The 18,859-nt window shown below is 30.6% G+C and carries 15 protein-coding genes; 6 read left to right on the top strand and 9 right to left on the bottom strand.

The genetic code is table 11. From position 1 onward, the window contains the following. Positions 1-14: 14 nt before the first annotated feature. Complete coding sequence (gene metG / locus Q0997_RS03790) at positions 15-2,126, top strand: methionine--tRNA ligase (RefSeq protein ID WP_299885510.1); 2,112 nt, start codon at positions 15-17, stop codon at positions 2,124-2,126. 54 nt (positions 2,127-2,180) lie between these two features. On the opposite strand, the gene Q0997_RS03785 is transcribed toward metG, so the two are convergent. From Q0997_RS03785 to Q0997_RS03770, 4 genes are all read right to left on the bottom strand, one after another. Next, positions 2,181-3,302, bottom strand: a complete 1,122-nt coding sequence (locus Q0997_RS03785) for a serine hydrolase (protein ID WP_299884715.1) — start codon at positions 3,300-3,302, stop codon at positions 2,181-2,183. Positions 3,303-3,392: 90 nt separating this feature from the next. Next, positions 3,393-4,190: a LytTR family transcriptional regulator DNA-binding domain-containing protein gene (locus tag Q0997_RS03780; RefSeq protein ID WP_299884713.1), complete on the bottom strand. Its 798-nt coding sequence runs from the start codon at positions 4,188-4,190 to the stop codon at positions 3,393-3,395. A 63-nt stretch (positions 4,191-4,253) separates the two neighbouring features. Continuing rightward, positions 4,254-5,159, bottom strand: a complete 906-nt coding sequence (locus Q0997_RS03775; RefSeq protein ID WP_299884710.1) for an alpha/beta hydrolase — start codon at positions 5,157-5,159, stop codon at positions 4,254-4,256. A gap of 47 nt (positions 5,160-5,206) precedes the next feature. After that, entirely contained in the window at positions 5,207-5,524 is a 318-nt protein-coding gene (locus Q0997_RS03770) for a T9SS type A sorting domain-containing protein (RefSeq protein WP_299884707.1), read from the bottom strand. 225 nt (positions 5,525-5,749) lie between these two features. On the opposite strand from Q0997_RS03770, the gene Q0997_RS03765 reads away from it, so the two are divergent. The 4 genes from Q0997_RS03765 to Q0997_RS03750 all read left to right on the top strand — a co-directional run bounded on the left by Q0997_RS03765 (position 5,750) and on the right by Q0997_RS03750 (position 10,044). After that, a complete protein-coding gene (locus Q0997_RS03765) occupies positions 5,750-6,220 on the top strand; it encodes a lipocalin family protein (protein WP_299884704.1) in 471 nt (156 codons plus the stop codon). Between the two features lie 5 nt (positions 6,221-6,225). Then, entirely contained in the window at positions 6,226-6,933 is a 708-nt protein-coding gene (locus Q0997_RS03760) for an OmpA family protein (protein ID WP_299884701.1), read from the top strand. An 84-nt stretch (positions 6,934-7,017) separates the two neighbouring features. After that, a complete protein-coding gene (locus Q0997_RS03755; protein ID WP_299884698.1) occupies positions 7,018-9,138 on the top strand; it encodes a Tex family protein in 2,121 nt (706 codons plus the stop codon). Further along, on the top strand, positions 9,139-10,044 hold the full coding sequence (locus tag Q0997_RS03750) for a histone deacetylase (protein ID WP_299884695.1): 906 nt from the start codon (positions 9,139-9,141) through the stop codon (positions 10,042-10,044). It begins immediately after the preceding gene. 422 nt (positions 10,045-10,466) lie between these two features. Here Q0997_RS03750 and Q0997_RS03745 read toward each other — a convergent pair whose 3' ends face one another. From Q0997_RS03745 to Q0997_RS03735, 3 genes are all read right to left on the bottom strand, one after another. After that, complete coding sequence (locus Q0997_RS03745) at positions 10,467-10,844, bottom strand: hypothetical protein (protein WP_299884693.1); 378 nt, start codon at positions 10,842-10,844, stop codon at positions 10,467-10,469. Between the two features lie 70 nt (positions 10,845-10,914). Next, complete coding sequence (locus Q0997_RS03740; protein ID WP_299884690.1) at positions 10,915-12,333, bottom strand: DUF5689 domain-containing protein; 1,419 nt, start codon at positions 12,331-12,333, stop codon at positions 10,915-10,917. A gap of 80 nt (positions 12,334-12,413) precedes the next feature. Then, the gene (locus tag Q0997_RS03735) at positions 12,414-15,239 is read right to left on the bottom strand and encodes a carboxypeptidase regulatory-like domain-containing protein (RefSeq protein WP_299884688.1); all 2,826 of its coding nucleotides are present in this window, start codon (positions 15,237-15,239) and stop codon (positions 12,414-12,416) included. A gap of 139 nt (positions 15,240-15,378) precedes the next feature. On the opposite strand from Q0997_RS03735, the gene Q0997_RS03730 reads away from it, so the two are divergent. Next, positions 15,379-16,434, top strand: a complete 1,056-nt coding sequence (locus Q0997_RS03730; protein WP_299884685.1) for an endonuclease/exonuclease/phosphatase family protein — start codon at positions 15,379-15,381, stop codon at positions 16,432-16,434. 75 nt (positions 16,435-16,509) lie between these two features. Here the strand turns inward: Q0997_RS03730 and Q0997_RS03725 are convergent, their stop codons facing one another. Both Q0997_RS03725 and Q0997_RS03720 read right to left on the bottom strand, forming a co-directional pair. Continuing rightward, on the bottom strand, positions 16,510-16,941 hold the full coding sequence (locus Q0997_RS03725) for a hypothetical protein (RefSeq protein ID WP_299884683.1): 432 nt from the start codon (positions 16,939-16,941) through the stop codon (positions 16,510-16,512). Between the two features lie 261 nt (positions 16,942-17,202). After that, entirely contained in the window at positions 17,203-18,852 is a 1,650-nt protein-coding gene (locus Q0997_RS03720; protein ID WP_299884679.1) for a choice-of-anchor J domain-containing protein, read from the bottom strand. Between the last annotated feature and the right edge of the window lie 7 nt (positions 18,853-18,859).

The following is an 18,859-nucleotide window of genomic DNA, read 5'->3' as shown; positions in this document are numbered from 1 at the left end:
TAACTTCAGCTAAAATCCTTAATTTTACGGCTTCAAAAGAACAAAAGATGTCAAAAAGATATACAATTACTGCAGCATTACCATATACTAATGGCCCAATACATATTGGGCATTTAGCTGGTGTTTATGTGCCTGCAGATATTTATGCACGTTATAAAAGATTAACTGGAAATGATGTTGCTTTTATTTGTGGAAGTGATGAACATGGCGTTCCAATTACTATTAAGGCAAAAAAAGAAGGTGTAACACCTCAAGATATTGTTGATAAATACCATGCTATAATTAAACAGTCTTTTGAAGATTTCGGAATTTCTTTTGATAATTATTCGCGTACGTCTGATAAAATTCATCATGATACAGCATCAGAGTTTTTTAAAACATTATATGATAAAAACGAATTTGTAGAAGAAGTTTCAGAACAATTGTATGATGCAGAAGCTAATCAGTTTTTAGCAGATCGTTTTGTTATTGGTACTTGCCCTAAATGTGGCAATGAAGAAAGTTATGGCGATCAATGTGAAAAATGTGGTACTAGCCATAATGCAACAGATTTAATTAATCCAAAATCTGCAATTACAGGAAATGTACCATCTTTAAAAGAAACAAAACATTGGTTTTTGCCATTAAATAAACATGAACAATTTTTAAAAGAATGGATTCTTGAAGGTCATAAAAAAGACTGGAAACCTAATGTATACGGACAAGTAAAATCTTGGATTGATGATGGTTTACGCCCAAGAGCAGTTACAAGAGATCTAGATTGGGGAATTCCTGTTCCTGTTCCTGGTGGTGAAGGCAAAGTATTGTATGTATGGTTTGATGCTCCAATTGGATATATCTCTGCTACTAAAGAATGGGCAGCAAGAGAAGGTAAAGATTGGAAACCATATTGGAAAGATGAAAACACCAAGTTACTTCATTTTATAGGTAAGGATAATATTGTTTTCCATTGTATTATTTTTCCTGCAATGTTAAAAGCTGAAGGTTCATATATCTTACCAAATAATGTTCCTGCTAATGAGTTTTTAAACTTAGAAGGGAATAAGTTATCTACATCTAAAAATTGGGCAGTTTGGTTACCAGAATATTTACAGGATTTCCCAGACAAACAAGATGTATTGCGTTATGCATTAACAGCAAATGCACCAGAAACAAAAGATAATGATTTTACTTGGAAAGATTTTCAAGCGAGAAACAATAATGAGTTAGTAGCTATTTTTGGAAACTTTATTAATAGAGTGGTTGTTTTAACAAATAAATACTATAATGGTATAATACCTACTCCAAGTGAGTTTTCTAAAGTAGATGAAGAGACATTAGCTGCAGTAAAAGCATATCCAAAAGTTATAGAAAGCTCGTTAGAACGTTACCGTTTTAGAGAAGCTTCTCAAGAATTAATGAATTTAGCTAGACTAGGGAATAAGTATCTAGCAGATGAAGAACCATGGAAACTAGTAAAAACAGATGAAGCACGTACACAGACTATTATGTATGTTGCATTACAAATAGCAAGTGCCTTGGCTACGCTATGTGAACCTTTTTTACCGTTTACATCTTCAAAACTAAAAAATATACTTAACGTCAGTTCGAGTGATTCGACTCAGGAGAATAGTCTCGAGAACACTTGGGCAGATATTTCAACTAAAGACATTTTAATACCTGCAAGCCATCAAATTGCAAAAGGAGAATTATTGTTTTCTAAAATTGAAGATAAAGAAATACAAGCACAATTAGATAAATTAGAAGCTAGTAAAAAAGCTAATGAAGCAGCAAATAAAGCAGTAGAACCTCAAAAAGACACAATTACTTTCGACGATTTTACAAAACTTGATATTCGTGTTGGTACCATTTTAGAAGCAGAAAAAATGCCTAAAGCTAAAAAACTTTTAGTCCTTAAAGTGGATACCGGTATTGATGTAAGAACAATTGTATCTGGTATTGCCGAAAGCTTTACAGCTGAAGAGGTAGTAGGTAAAAAAGTAACTGTATTAGTTAATTTAGCACCAAGAGCATTACGTGGCGTTGAAAGCCAAGGGATGATTTTAATGACAGAAACACCTGAAGGCAAATTAGTATTTGTAAATCCCGATGATGCGAATGTTTCTAATGGATTACATATAAGTTAAAAAGATATAAATAAATTATAAAAAGGCCCAAATAACAACTATTTGGGCCTTTTTTTATTCAATTAACATTTTTACTACAGGTTCTAAATACATATTACTTCCAGATTTGCCTAAACGTATTATAATAATATTTTCTTTTGGAGAGACAAAAATAATTTGACCAAGTATTCCTAAAGCATAAAAATCTTCTGAACAATTATTACTATACCATTGGTATTGATAACAATCATTTTCTTTATTTCCTATTACAGATTTCTCTACCCAATTTTTAGACACTATTTGCTTACCATTAAATTTACCTTTATTTAAATATAATCTCGCAATTTTTGCTAAATCTATAGCTGTTGTATTTAAGCAACAGAAAGCTTTAGTATTTCGTCTTGTTTCGTCATCTATACTCCAAGTTGCTGGGTTTTCCATTTGTAAAGGTTTCCATATTTTTTCTTCAAGATATTTCCCTAATTCTTTTTTAGTAACACGCTCTATAGCTATCCCTAGTAATGTTGTACAAACACTTTGATAATTATGTACAGTACCTGGATTATGTTCAAATTTCATTTTTTTAATTTGTTGAATTTGATTTGTACCATAATACAGTTTGCTAACTTCATCAAAAGGACTACTATAAGTTTCCTCAAATTTTAAACCTGAACGCATATTTAATAAGTGTTCTAGTGTTAGCTTATTAAACATTTTATTGGCTTCAGATAATTCTGGTATATATTTAGTGATAGGATCGTTAACATTTTCTATTCTGCCTTCATCTATAGCAATTCCTAATAGTAATGAGGTTACAGATTTTGATACCGAGAATATGTTAGAAATAGAATCTCTTTTATAACCTTCAAAATAGTTTTCTGAAATAATACTATCATTTTTTATAATGAGATACGCAGTAGTTTCTGTTTGTTTATCTAATACTTCTTTTATTCGTATACGTTTATCTTTTTTTATTACTGTTAACGTATCTATCCGTTTAGCGTATTTAGAATTTGTTCCATCTTTAAAATAAAATGTTTCTTCTCCTGTATTAACTTCTGTATATGGGAAAATTTTATGATCATCAATATCTGCTTTATAATATTTAATCATGCGTCCAATATGACAAGATTGAAAGGATAAAACAAACAAAGAAATAGTTATAATAAAGAGAAATAATACTGACTTTTTTAACATTTTTAAAATACATTTTTAGTTTTTAATGCTTCAAATGTATTAGACTAAAAATTCTTAAGGCACAATAAAAACTGGTATTGTGGCGAAATGTTACTTGTTTGTGGTTGGTTGTAACTTATTTTTTATAGCCATTTGTAAATTTCTAGAAACTGGAATAACATTTCCAAAGCCTAAATCTAAAAACAGTTTTTTATTTTCTGTTTTAAACTGAATAAAATGTAACTTATTTATTAAAAATGAACGATGTGTTTTTAATAATTCAGGAAAAGACTTTTGAACTTCAGAAATTGTTCCTCTCATTAATTTTTTATGAACTACATTATTTTGAATAAAATTAACTTCTATATAATTATCTGACGATTGAATAAATAATAATGATTCAAATTTTAAAGTTATAAAATCGTTTTTCCCTTTTCCTTTAATTGTTATCTTATTACTTACATTTTTTTTATTATATAATTTTCCTAGAATTATTCTACTAATAATAACAAAAGGTAATATAATAGTAACTGCTGGTAAATAAATCCATTTAAAATATTGAAAAAAAGAATACGTCTCAGGATCATTATTAACAATAACAACGTTATAAAATAAAAAATTAATAAAGGCACCAATGCCAACTAATAATATTAAAAAAGCTAACTCATTTATAAACAGCCATTGTTTTCTTTTTCTATAAATAATAGATTGATACACTAAAGGAATACTATAACAAACACCTTGTATTAAACCATAAATTGGTAATAAAAATATTTTCTCTTTTTCAGAGAACTTATTTATATCAAAAGGCTCAGAAAAGTATAAAAATAAAAAGACCCAAAATATGAGGCCAAAAGCAATCCATAAATGATTTTGTAGCTTAGAATGAAACGGATAAATTTTATGCATAAACTTTATTTCTCCTATCAAATCTAATAAACATATATAAAAACACAACTTAGTAGAACTGTATTATTGAGGTTTAATCTCATACTTTTTTGTTATGTAATCTATTAGATTTTTTAAACGTGGCTTAATCAATTCTGGTCTAGCCCAAGCAATTTCATGTCCCGTATTTGGTATTGTAACTATTTCAATATTATTAAACTGTTTTTTAGTATAATTTATATTGCCATAAGGTACAATATCGTCAACATCTCCATGAATATGTAAAACAGGAACGTTTACCTGTTTCCAATCGTTTTCTATTAATTGTAATTCTTTAGCATGCACTGTTTTTTCATCGCCAGCAACACGATACCCTGTTGGTACCAACCAACGCGTAATCCACCATTGCGTTAATCTTGATCCCCAAATTTTCTTTTCTTGCTTTGGATCTATAGCAGGCGATATCATAACCACACCTTTTACATTTTTATTAACAACTGCCAATCTAGCTGCTAATGGACCACCATAAGAAGATCCAACTACAATAACATTTTCCAGTTTATACTCATTAATTAAACTGCTCATAATACGAGCTTGTTTTTTAATAGAAGCCATTTCATCTCCAAAATTAGAATAGCCGTATCCAGGTCTATCTATAGCATATAGATTAGCTTCTTTAATAAAAGAAGTGTCATTTAAATAGCCATTCCATGCAGATAAAGAACTTGGAGAACCATGAAAAAATACCAGATTTACATTCTTTTTAGAGGCTTTAACTTCTAGCACTCTAATTTTAATATCTAAACTATCTACAGTATGATAAGAAAGTTGATTTGGAATTTCTTTTTTATTGAAATAATTTTTTATTTCAGCATCCGAAGAACGCCATTGTAACACAGTACAAGATGAATTTAAAACAGCTATAAGAAGTATTAAAATGCACTTTGTTAAAAAGCGCCTAGATGTTTTAAAATAGTAATTTTTAGGCATTCAAAATCTTATTTATCGTTTTAAAATAATAAAAAGCTGCTTGTTTACTAATTAATAATTAGTTTTTTAATCTCTTGTTTATCATTTATATCGATCGCTTTCAATAAATAAACACCTTTTTTAATATTAGAAACATTCATTTTAATAATACTTTTATTAAAAGTATGTATTTCTACTCGCTTGCCAAATTCATCAATAATTTCTATCGTTTTAAGCTTATGTGTTCCCAAAATAAATAAATCTTCTTTAACTGGGTTTGGGTAAAATTTAAATACTATTTCTTTAGATAGAAGCTTTTTTTTCTCTTGAGAATAAGATTTATTACACACAACTACAACAGAAACAATAAACAGTATTTTTCTCATATCAATTATATATTTTGTTATAAAAGCAGGTATAATAATAACGAGAAGTAAAATTATTAATTATACAACAATCAAAATATGTGTAATCCTTCTCCAACAAAACATGTCTTTAAGCCAATAATTAAGTCCGATTATCTATTAAGCTCGTATATATCATTAAATTATAAATTGATCATTTTCTAAGAAACTATATTAGACTTAATAAATTAATTCAAAAAAATAAACATGAAAAAACTAATGCTTTTCATATTTGCTATCACGCTTTTTAATTGTGGTGCATCAAAGACTGTACGTCTTTCAAAAAAAACAATTAAGGGACAATGGGTTATGAATTCTATAAATTATAGTGAAGCAGGAACTTATAATGTTACTTTATTAAACGACACGACAAAGGAATGCTTTGAACAAAGCACATGGCAATTTATTCCAAATAATAATACTGGAACATATAATATTGTTAATGACAATTGCTCTAATGGTGAAAGAAACTTCATTTTTACTATTAAAGAAGTAGATGAAACTACAGGGCTTTATAGTTTTCTTTTAAAACCAACAAATGCTAAGGGCAAAAGTGAAACTAATCAAGGTTTTAGATTAAAGTTATCTACTTTATCTGAAACAAATATGCAATGGCAACAAACAGTTTCTTTAGAAGGTAAACCTTTTACAATTAATATGAACTTTTCAAAATTATAATAACTATGAAATCTATAATAAATAAACCTATAATTACTTTATTTTCATTACTTCTAATTATAAATATATCCAGCTGTAATGCAGTAAAGAATGCTAATAACAAACAAAAAGGGGCTGTAATTGGTGCGACTGGAGGTGCTATTTTAGGTGCTATAATAGGCAATAACGTTGGAAAAGGAGGCAATGGAGAATTAGGCGCTGTTATTGGAGGCGTTGTTGGTGGTGGAGCCGGAGTACTTATTGGAGCAAAAATGGACAAACAAGCTCAAAAAATAGAAGAAGAAATTCCTGGTGCTGTAGTAGAACGTGTGGATGATGGCATTGTTATTACTTTCGATGAGAATAGTGGTGTATACTTTGATACTGCTAAATATAATATTAATGCTGCCTCTCAAGAAACTTTAAATAAATTAACAGGTATTTTTAGAGAATATCCTGACACTAACATTTTAGTTGTTGGGCACACTGATAGTGTTGGTAGTAATGAAAACAATATGAAGCTCTCAAAAAACAGAGCATATGCAGTAACAAACTATCTAACAGGAAAAGGATTAAGTAGTGGTCGTTTTACAACTAATTGGTTTGGAGAATCTCAACCAATACATGATAATACTTCTGCTTCTGGAAGAGCAAAAAACAGAAGAGTAAACGTAGCTATTCTTCCAAATGACAAAATGATAAATGATGCGAAAACACAATCTGGAGGAAATTAAATATTTTTTAAATTTTTATTCGAAAAATTAACGAGAGTTAAATATATTACAAGACCTTATTATTAATAAATAAGGTCTTTTTTTATGCTTTTAAAATACATTATATCACATACACAATTAAAAGAATCTTCTGTAAAAAATACAATAGATTTATTAAACGAAGATTGTACCGTACCTTTTATTTCTCGTTATAGAAAAGAACGTACTGGGAATTTAGATGAAGTTCAAATTGGGGATATTGTAAAATTTAAGGAACAATATGAAGCTTTAGAAAAACGAAAAACCACCATAATAAAAGCTTTAGAAGAGCAAGCCGTTTTAACTGAAGAATTAAAACAAAAAATAGAATCTTGTATAGACTTAACAACTCTTGAAGATTTGTATTTACCATACAAGAAAAAAAGAAAAACTAAAGCAGAAACTGCTAGAAAAAATGGTTTAGAGCCATTAGCAAAAATAATAATGAGTCAAAATGCTAACGATGTAAAGTCAATAGCTTTTAAATATGTAAAAGGAGAAATTACAACTACAGATGATGCTTTACAAGGTGCGAGACATATTATCGCAGAGTGGATAAATGAACGTACAGATATTCGAAACAACTTAAGAAATCAATTAGAGCGACATGCTCAAATTTCTACCAAAGTTGTAAAAACAAAAGCTGAAGATGAAAAGGCTCAAAAATTCAGAGATTATTTCGATTGGTCTGAAAGTTTACAACGTATTCCGTCGCATAGATTATTAGCTATTCTAAGAGCAGAAAATGAAGGATTTATTCGCGTTAAAATTGAGATTGATGACATTCGTGCTTTAGAACGTATTGATAATAAAATTATAAGAAGCAATAATGCTTGTGCAGACCAAATAGAATTAGCCATTTCTGATGCTTATAAACGGTTGTTGTTTCCATCATTAAGTAACGAAGCACTACAAAATGCTAAAGAAAAAGCAGATCAATCTGCTATTGCTGTTTTTGCTAAAAACTTAAAACAATTGTTATTAGGTTCTCCAATAGGTGAAAAACGTGTTTTAGCTATAGATCCAGGATTTAGAACAGGTTGTAAAATTGTATGCCTAGATGCCCAAGGCACATTATTACATAACGAAACCATATATCCACATCCACCAAAAAGTGATAGTATTGGTGCAATAAAAAAAATAAGCTCTTTAAGTGAAGCTTATAAAATTGAAGCCATTGCTATTGGAAATGGTACAGCTTCAAGAGAAACAGAAGCCCTAGTAAAAAAAGTGCACTTTAAAAATAATGTCGAAGTGTTTGTTGTTAGTGAAGCTGGAGCAAGTATCTATTCTGCATCAAAAATTGCTCGTGAAGAATTCCCCAATTACGATGTTACAGTTCGCGGTTCTGTCTCTATTGGTAGACGCTTACAAGATCCATTGGCAGAGCTTGTAAAAATTGATGCTAAATCTATTGGTGTTGGACAATACCAACACGATGTAGACCAAAACAAACTACAAAAACAATTGGATGTAGTGGTAGAAAATTGTGTAAATGCTGTAGGTGTAAATATTAATACAGCGAGTACTTCTCTTTTAAGTTATGTTTCTGGAATTGGTCCAAAATTAGCAGAGAATATTTTTAATTATAGAAATGAAAATGGTGTTTTTAAATCCAGAAATGACATAAAAAAAGTACCTCGCCTTGGAGGTAAAGCTTTTGAACAAGGCGCTGCTTTTTTAAGAATTAAAACTGCAAAAAACCCTTTAGACGATTCTTCAGTGCATCCAGAAAGCTATAAAATAGTTGAAAAAATGGCAAAAGATGAAAATGTCTCTATTTCCGAATTAATAGGAAATAAAAATATTCTTCAAAAAATAGATTTAAAAAAATACTGCACAGAAATCGTTGGCCTACCAACTTTAGAAGATATTATTAAAGAGTTAGAAAAACCTGGATTAGATATAAGGGAACAAGCAAAAGTATTTACATTTAATCAAAATATAAAAACAATTACCGATTTACATTCTGGTCAATTGTTACCAGGAATCGTTAATAATATTACCAATTTTGGTTGTTTTGTAGATGTAGGTATTAAAGAAAGTGGCTTGATTCATGTTTCTAATTTAAGTGATAGCTTTGTTAAAGATGTTAACGAGCATGTGCATCTACACCAGCAAATTATAGTAAAGGTTTTAGAAGTAGATGTGGCAAGAAAACGTATACAATTGAAACTGCATAAATAGATGCTTAAAATAGCATACCATCCAATATATAAACATCCATTACCAGAAGGTCATCGGTTTCCAATGTTGAAATACGAATTACTTCCTGAGCAACTCCTTCATGAAGGTACTTGTATCTCTAGTAATTTTTTTGAACCAGAACGCATGCTAAATGAATCTCCTATTTTGGCAGTTCATGATCCTGACTATTTTTACGATTTACTTAATATCACATTAGATAAAAGAGCAGCAAGGAAAATAGGGTTTCCGTTAAGTGAAATTTTAATTGAACGTGAAATTATTATTGCAGATGGCACTATAAAAGCTAGTCAATTTGCTATCGCCAATGGTATTGCCATGAATATTGCAGGAGGCACGCATCATGCTTATACTAACCGTGGCGAAGCCTTTTGTATGCTTAATGATCAAGCCATAGGCGCAAGGTATCTTCTAAACAAAAAATTAGCAGAAAAAATATTAATTGTAGACCTAGATGTTCACCAAGGCAATGGCACTGCAGAGATTTTTCAAGAAGATACTTCTGTTTTTACTTTTTCAATGCATGGCAAACACAATTACCCTTTTAAAAAAGAACAAAGTGATTTAGATATTGCTTTAGATAATGATACTTGTGATGAAGAATACCTTTCTATTTTATATAGAACACTACCAAAATTAATACAAGAACAACAACCCGATTTTATATATTATTTAAGTGGTGTCGATATTATAGCCTCTGATAAATTGGGTAAGCTTAGTTTAACAGTAGAAGGTTGCAAATCAAGAGATCGATTTGTTTTAGAAATCTGCAAGTCCTATAATATTCCTGTTATGTGTAGTATGGGCGGCGGCTATTCTCCAGATATAAAAACAATAGTAAATGCACATGCTAATACCTATAGGTTAGCGCAAGAACTATTTTTCTAACTTTATTTCCCAATTATTACAATTTCGCTTCCATTTATTACACAACCTATTAATTAACAATAAGATACACTGTATATTTGTCTTGTTAAAATGTAAGAAATAAGATATTAATACACACTACTTATGTATAGCAAAATAGAATAGTTAGTCCCTTAAACTGTTTTATATTTTTAATTGGTTAGATAGCAAAAAAGCCACTTGATATATATCGAGTGGCTTTTTTAATGTATTAATATCAGTTTGAGTGAAATTCTGTTAAGAGTTTTGTGTGAGCCTTTTGATAGACTTAAGATGACTAGTATTTCATTACTAAAAACTATTCTCGATACAATTTTTCTCCATTTTAATACGAAAAATCGCTAGAATTGACGTTTTTATAGTATATCTAATATTAATCTAACTTAGGTAAATAATCGTTCTACTTACAAAGCTTGAAGAAAGACAAAGCCCATTACCATACAAATAAATGGCAATGCTATAAGCAAAGCCAAATTGTACTTTGGGGATTTCTTTTTATTGAATCTAGCATTCATTACTTTTCTTGTTTTACCATTATATTTTATCCAGTTTTTAATATGCAAACCTATTGAGGTTAGTATAAAAAGAATCCAAGTTTTATCACTGGACATAGTCTCAAAGTTCATTTGACTAAAAAAAGCCGCAAAAAAACACCCTAATAAAAAAACTAAGGCTATTTGAAACAAAGATGTATAGACTAAAGCTAATGTGTTAGCTTTTTGTTTAAAACGTGCTTTATATCGTGTGAAAATGAAATAAAAAATTTGATCGAAAACTGTCATGCACTAAAAGTAAAAAACCTGCTAGTATTTACTAGCAGGTTTTTTCAATATTTTACTGAAATAATATTTATTACATTCCTGTAACCTTGATATCATCTATATGGTATCTTGTTTCTGCTCCGCCAGCTGCACCTAAATATTTAAATGCAACATGAACATCTCCATTTAAACATGAGATATTAATATTTGATGCAACAAAATCACCAAATCCACTATCTCCAATTGGAATGTTTGCTTCAAGCTCAATCCACTCAGTAGTAGTAACATCTCCTGTAAAGTTTTCTGTGATGAAAGCTGTAAGAATTTTTCCTGTTTCAAAATTTGAAGATACTTCAAAACTTAATTCTTCATTAGTAGAACCATCTAAATTGATTGCAGGTGTTACTAACCATGCTTCTAATGGGTTTTCACCAGTACCAAAAGCAGAAATTTTCATATAGGTATCTCCACTAAATGAGTTGTCTTCATAACGCTCACTTCCTCCAGATACATTAATATTTGTCCAACCTAAAGCATCTAATTGTGCTTCATTTGTAATTGATTGGAAGTCTTCGTTAAATATTGTAACCGCTGTAGATACTGGATCTGTACATTCTAATACTATAGGATCACATCTATCTGTATTTGAAAAATTAATAGCATTAGTATCATTAACAATTAATACACTAAAATCGTCTCCAAAATCTCTAGAATAGATTCCTTCAATAGTACCTCGTCCACCAGCTAAAGGAAATGATTTAAAGTCTGCAAACGTACTTGTTTGTAATGAAATTGTAGAACCTGTCTCGCAATTCTCTATAGTTCTAAAACCATCAAATTGATCAGTAGATTCTCCAGCATAAGTATTAGTAGCTTCTATTGCTCCTTTAATAAATTGTGCATCTGAAATTTGAATTAAAGTATTTTCATCGTCTTCAGATAAATCTGCAATCGCAACCATTTTAGGAGAAATAGTAGCAACTTCTTGATCTCTAATTACAAAATCTTGATATTCAAAAGGCTCTAACTGCCCTAATGACGTTCCATTTGCTTTACCTAGTGTAAGTACTCCATTAGATTCACCTACAGCTAAACCATTAAGTTTAACATAAACCTTACGCCCATAGTTATAGAAATTACTAAGGTCTCTTACATTGATTTCAACTTTTATACCTTTTCTAGGGTCTCCAGCTAAATCATTTTCATCTGTAGTGTTTTGAATAATAATTTCTTCAAAGAAATTTCCTGCTGCATCACTAGAGATTACATATCCTTCAATATATAAAGGCGCATCAAACTCCCAAGTACCAACATCATCTCCATCTGCTTGCGCATCAGCAAATCTAGAAGCTACAGCTGCAAAAGTTGTTTTTGTTCCCAATGTTGAAATATCTACAGCTGGCACCAATACTTCTGGCACAGTATAATCATCATCTTCAACACATGAATTTAAAAATAGCATAGTTACTAAACCAAGTGCTAACGCTAAAAATTTATTTGTTTTACTCATAACTTTATTTTTTTTGAGTTCGTGAATGCAAAGCATTTCACAATTTAATGTTTTAATTATAATTTTTTCTTTTTCTTTTTTTAAAATCTGTAATATACGTTTACGAAGTAGTTTGCACCACGACCATACCAGTATTTAGAACCAAATACTCTTTTTGGGTTACTTCTATCATCTCTAATTGCTCTATAATCGGCCGTACGCCCTTGCTCAAAACCTCCTGTTCTATACTGTTTATCTAGTAAATTCCCTACACTTGCAAAGAAACCTACAAAGTTTTTTCCAATTTTCCAAGACTTACCACCAACTAAGTTAATTACCATATAATCATCAAACTTTTCTTGACGTAAAAGTTCTCTTGCTACTTCTGGGTCGTAGTCTGCAAACGGTAATCCGTCTTCATCTTGATAAAATTTATTTGAACGCGCTAATGGGCTAATGTCTACATAAGCGTTAGAGAAAAAGTTTGCTGTTGCCCCAAACCACCAGTAATCTGGGTCACGATATTCGAAACCTACGGAGTAAGCACGTTGTGGTCCTCCTGCTACTTTATAATCTTTTAAAGAGGTTTCGTATATTTCACCAGATCTATTAATATCATTTCCATCAACATCTGTATCAATAAAATCTTCAGATGTAGATGTTACATATACAAAAGGATTATTATCGTAAGTAAATTGCCCTACAGAAGCAGCGCCTTTTAATTTAATAGTTGGTGTTATTTGTGCTTCTATACCTAACTCTGCACCTACATGCTTTTTATTGGCATTAGCTACTGTTTCTTGTATAAACCCTGTTGTAGATCCTTGCGTAAAATAAAAAGAGACTTCGTTTGCATCTTCAATCTTTGTGTAGTACCCAGTTAATCTAGCTTTTACTATTGATGAACGGAAAATATAGCTAATATCTGCTGAACTAATTTTTTCTTCTGTTAATTCGATATTTCCTAATTGTTGTCCTTGAAAAACACCCACATAATCATGACTCTCTCTAGAGTTAGTATAGGTATTTCTAATAGTTGGTGCTTGGGTAATATAACCTCCATTAACATCTATTAAGTGTTTACCAGATATTTTATATGTAAACCCTGCTTTAGCACCAATGCCTGTAAAATCTAATTTATCTCCTTTTCCTGAAGAGTTATCTAAAGTAATCTCTCCTGCTGCATTACGTAACACCTGATTTTCGTTTAAGAAAACACCTTCTCTTTGGTAATCTGTTTTTGTTAAACTTCCTGCTAAATAGAAGTCTACTTTATTATACTTAAATTGAGCTTGCGCAAAACCAGATAACTCATTTGCATCTATTTTAAAGTGATATCTAAATTTATCTCCTTCTTGTGCTATTCTATTTGGATTTAATAAATCGAATTGGTTTTGACTAAATGCATCTACGTTAGAAGCTCCAACTGTACTTCCTAATAAATCAATAATTTCTGCAAAATTATCAGAACGTAAACGCCTGTAATTAACACCTGCATTTAAAATAATGTTTTCATTTAATTCTGTATTAAATATAGAGTTAACTGTTAACGTTTTATCATCTGTTCTATCTTCATATAAAGCATATGCAGCTGTATTTCCAGACAAATTTCTAGAATCATTGGCTATAAATAAGTTATTCCAATTTAATTGCCCATCATTTAAAAATTCTTGTTCAGACCCATAAGCTCCTGCGAAATCTGGTCCATCGTCGTCTGCTAAATAAAAACTTGGTAAGTTCTGGTAATATGCAGGACTTGGATTAGCTCCAGAAGCATTGTCTATACGACTGCTTCCTCTTTGTCCAAATTGGTATGCTACATTAGTATTTAATGTGGTTTTAGATGAGATATCCCAAGTGTGGTTTAACATTAATATAGGCTCGATTACCTCTCTTACTCTTGAATTTCTTTTTTTCCCGTCTAAATACCCCCAAAACTCGTTGTATTTAATACCTTTTAAATCGTAAACTTCTTGTGTATTTGCAGAAGAACGTCCTCTTCTGTTTGGTGCGTATATTGATGTGAAGTTTAAGCTATGATTATCATTAATTTTCTTTTCAATAGAAGCAAAGAATGAGTTAGCATCATAAAGTGTTCCATCCTGAAAACCTTCATTACCCCAACGTCTTCCAGCCATGATAGTATATGCCCAACCATCTTTCATTAATCCTGAAGCATAGCTAGCCATTAAACGATTTGTATAACTTCTATTTGATGAAGAATACGTTACACGACCACCTTCTCTATAATTAGAAGCTTTGGTATTAATATTAGTTGTTCCTAAGATACCACCAAAATTATATGCCGATGGTGCTAAACCTGCTGTAAATTCCTGGTTACGAACCACGTCGTTTAATCCTCCCCAGTTACCCCATTGCGGTCTACCAGTATCGAATTTATTCATTTCAATACCATTAATTAGAACGGTACCATTGTCTGAATCTAAACCTCTTACCCTAAAAAACGAAGAACTAAATTCGAAAGCTGCAGTTCTTTGAAACACATCTCTTGACGCTGATAATAACCCGGAGATATTATCTGAACCGGCATCATCGTCACTTAATTCATCTTCAGAAAGTGTAATAGTAAATAAATCTTCCTGACTTCCACGATCTACTTCAAGGGTCATATCTTGAATATCTACTGTTCTTCCTTCATTGACTACAATAGGATATCGTTTAGTTAAAAACCCTATTTTTTCAATTTTTAGCATTTGCTCACCAAGAGGTACTGGTGTCGCAAACTTAAACTGACCTTCACTGTCAGTCGTTTCTGTTTGTCCTGTTTCTTCAACAGTGATTGTAACATCTGGAATGGGTTCATCTGTAACAGCATCTTTAACGCTTCCTTTTACAACTGTTTCTTGGGCAACAATTGTAAAGACAGAAAACATTCCGAATAAAAAAATAAAAAAACCTTTTTTCATACTTGAAATTATAGTTAATAATAGTTTACACGTTAAATATTTATTATTTAAGGCTTGCAAAGGTACATTATTTATTAGAAAGATTTACCTTTGGCAAGCATTTTGTATGCTTGCATAATATAATTTAACTTTTATACTAATGAAAAACCTAAGAACTTGGCTATCAGTAGCTTTAATTACTGCTTTTATAAGTTTAAACGCCCAAGAGAAAAAGAAGTTTAAAATACACACAGTAGCTTTCTATAACGTTGAAAATCTATTTGATACGGTAAATGACCCCGAAAAAAACGATGAAGCCAGCCCAATGATGGAAATTCAAGCTGATCGTGAAGAAATTTACAAGAAAAAAGTACATAATATGGCTCGTGTAATTTCTGATATTGGTAGTGATACTTCTGGGAATTCTCCTGCAATAATAGGATTAGCGGAAATTGAAAATGTAGATGTTGTTGAACATTTAGCGAATGATCCGCTTTTATTAGCTAAAGATTATGGTATTATACATTTCGATTCGCCAGACAGACGAGGGATTGATGTAGGATTGATGTACCAAAAAGATTTATTTCAACCTATTAATAAAAGTACACATACTTTAAAAATATATGATGATACTTCTAGAAAACGTATTTATACTAGAGATCAATTATTAGTGTCTGGAAAATTAGATGGAGAACTTATCCATGTTATTGTAAATCACTGGCCGTCGCGTCGTGGAGGAGAAGCAAGAAGTCGCGCAAAACGTGTTGCAGCTGCAAAGTTAAATAAACGCATTATAGACTCTTTACAAGTTATAGACCCTTATGCTAAGATTATTACTATGGGTGATTTAAATGACGATCCTACAAATGCTAGTGTAAAAGATGTTTTAAAAGCGAAGCGTAAGAAAAAGAATGTGCCCCTTAAAGGAATATACAATCCAATGATTGATTTTTATAAAAAAGGGTTAGGTTCTAATGCTTATAGAGATGCTTGGAGTTTATTTGACCAAATTATGTTGACAAAACCATTTATTGAAAAGGGTTACGATTCTTTTAAATTTTATAAAGCAGGTATTTTTAATAAAAACTATTTAGTAAACAAAAAAGGACGCTATAAGGGCTATCCGAAACGGAGCTTTGCTAATGGTGGTTTTACAGACGGTTTTAGTGACCATTTCCCTGTATATGTTTATTTAATTAAAGAAGTGAAAGAATAAAAACATTCTATAAAATATAAAAAAAGCGATTCTAAATTTAGAATCGCTTTTTTTATATTATAAGGCTACTTACAGCTAATTAAACCATTGGTTCCATGGTAATTTTACAATTACCAAAATTAAAGCGATAGTATAAAATATAGCTAATGGTTTTAATTTACCTGCAGAAGTTAACTTCTTTTTGTGTTTAGAATAACCTATAGTAATTAATGCAACAGCTATAATCATTGTCAAAGGATGTTCTACCGCATTAGAACGTAAAGCAGAATTACTCATCACTTCTTTCATAGTATTCTCTCCAAAATAATCTGAAGCAAACCATAATATTATACCAATTAATAATTGAATATGTGACACAATTAATGTAAATAAGGCTATTCTAAAATCTTTTGCCTCATACTCTTTTTTACCAAAGTGTTTTATTAAAGCATTTGCTGCTGCAATTATCATCATAAAAAAAGCTAAATAAGCCCAATATGAGTGTAACATTTTTACTGTTGAAAGCATAGTTTATATATTTAAAGTTAGTTGTTATACCAAATATAATATAAAATGAATTGTATAGAATTGAAATTTATTTCGATTTATTCAAGGCATAAAATTTAAGTATAGTATTTGCTATAGTTCAATTTTGTAACGACGAAGAAATAGAAAATAAAATTAATTATTAGGCTTATTTTATGTTGTATTTGGTATTAAACAAATGTAATAATTATTAGGCATAAAAAAACCGCTTCAATTGTGAAGCGGTTTTTTAAATGATATTTTTTATTGGTAAACCCAAACGCCACCTTCTTTAATGACTGCAAAATCTTCAGTCCCTGTAGAACCATTATATATTGCTACTGTAACAATATATTTTTGAGCTTCTTCAGCAGAAGGGTTTAAGTTATTAAGCACAATATTTAAAGCTTCTAACACCATTGGATTTGTCCATTCGGCTGCATTACCAACACGTCTTTCAAAGTTTCCAAAATTAGACATACTTGATGTTGGATCTGGGTATTGAGTACTTAATGCTGCAACAATTGCATCATAGTCTCCAGGTACTAATGTATACCTAATAGTATTATCTGGCACCCATTCTCCATTATCAAAACCAAACTGTAATGTAGTTGCAATAATATCTGTATCTCCTACCCATTCTCCATTAGTATAAGTATAAAGATTTCCTTGTCTACTAACACCTCCATCAAAGAACTTATAAATAATATAGATTTCATCTTCCTCTTGAGCAAAAGGATATTTAATATTTAAGAATGTAGGCAAATAGTTTTCTGGCACAACACTATTACTAAAATTATCAAAACGACCTGGCTGACCATTATTTTCTCCCATAGAATCATAATCTGCAGAACTTAAATAGTATACACCATCAGTTAATTCCCATTCCGAACCTGAGTAAGTGTAATATTCTCCTAAATTTTCCGTATTCCCTTCAGCGCCAGCTATTCTAATTGAAAAAGATTGAATTCTCCATCGTGGAGACACTATATCTGTTGATGTATATTTAAATGCAACATGAATAGTTTCACCATCATATGCAGAAAAATCATAATTATCTGAAGTAACAAAATCACCAGATTCTGTTTTATCAATATCAAAAGCTGTCCAAGTTGCTGTTGATAAATCTGAACCAGTAGTATAATTAGTAGATACCATAACATCAAATTGATCTGCTGTACCACCAAATAAACTAACTCTTTGAGTTATTTGAAATTTTAAATCAGATTCGCCTGCCAAATTAATTTCTGGAGAGATTAACCAGTCTTCATTAGCTACAGCTCCTCCAGCGAAACCTGAACCTTGAGCATTATCTGGACCTTCTGTCCATCCTTGAGGTCCAGCAATATCAATATTTTCAAAATCACCAAAATTTGTAGGAAAAACAGCTTCATAAATATTACTAAAACCTACGACAGGAGTTTCTGTATATTGTCTAAAAGTAGCTAAAGCTATTTGATCTGCTACTGGAGTAGTAATTTGAGCATCTAAAATTGCTGGTAAAAAATCTTCTGGTGTTTCATCTACATTGAATGCAAAAATAACATCTGCAAAACCAGGGTAATCTGCATTTTGTAAATTATAAGTATCAGATGTAATAAAATCACTAACACCTTCTGCGTCTCCTACAAATAGATTATAACCAACATTTACTGTTGATCCTTGTCCATAAGTTGGATATAAATCTGATAAAAAAGCTGGTAAAGCTAATTTTGCAGCATCCACTGTTTCGAAATATGTTACATCTAAGTTTAACAAATCCTCATTTAAATAATCATCTTCAACTAATGTATAATCTACATTTCCTACAATAGGATTAGCTTCAGCATCAATCTCATTATTGATATCTTCAATAGGATTACAACCAGTAATGATTATACCTAAAACAATAAATAAATAAACTATTTTTTTCATTTTTCTT

The organism is uncultured Lacinutrix sp. (genome assembly GCF_947500325.1).
Taxonomy (GTDB): Bacteria; Bacteroidota; Bacteroidia; order Flavobacteriales; family Flavobacteriaceae; genus Lacinutrix.
This window is presented reverse-complemented; position numbering and strand designations above follow the sequence as displayed.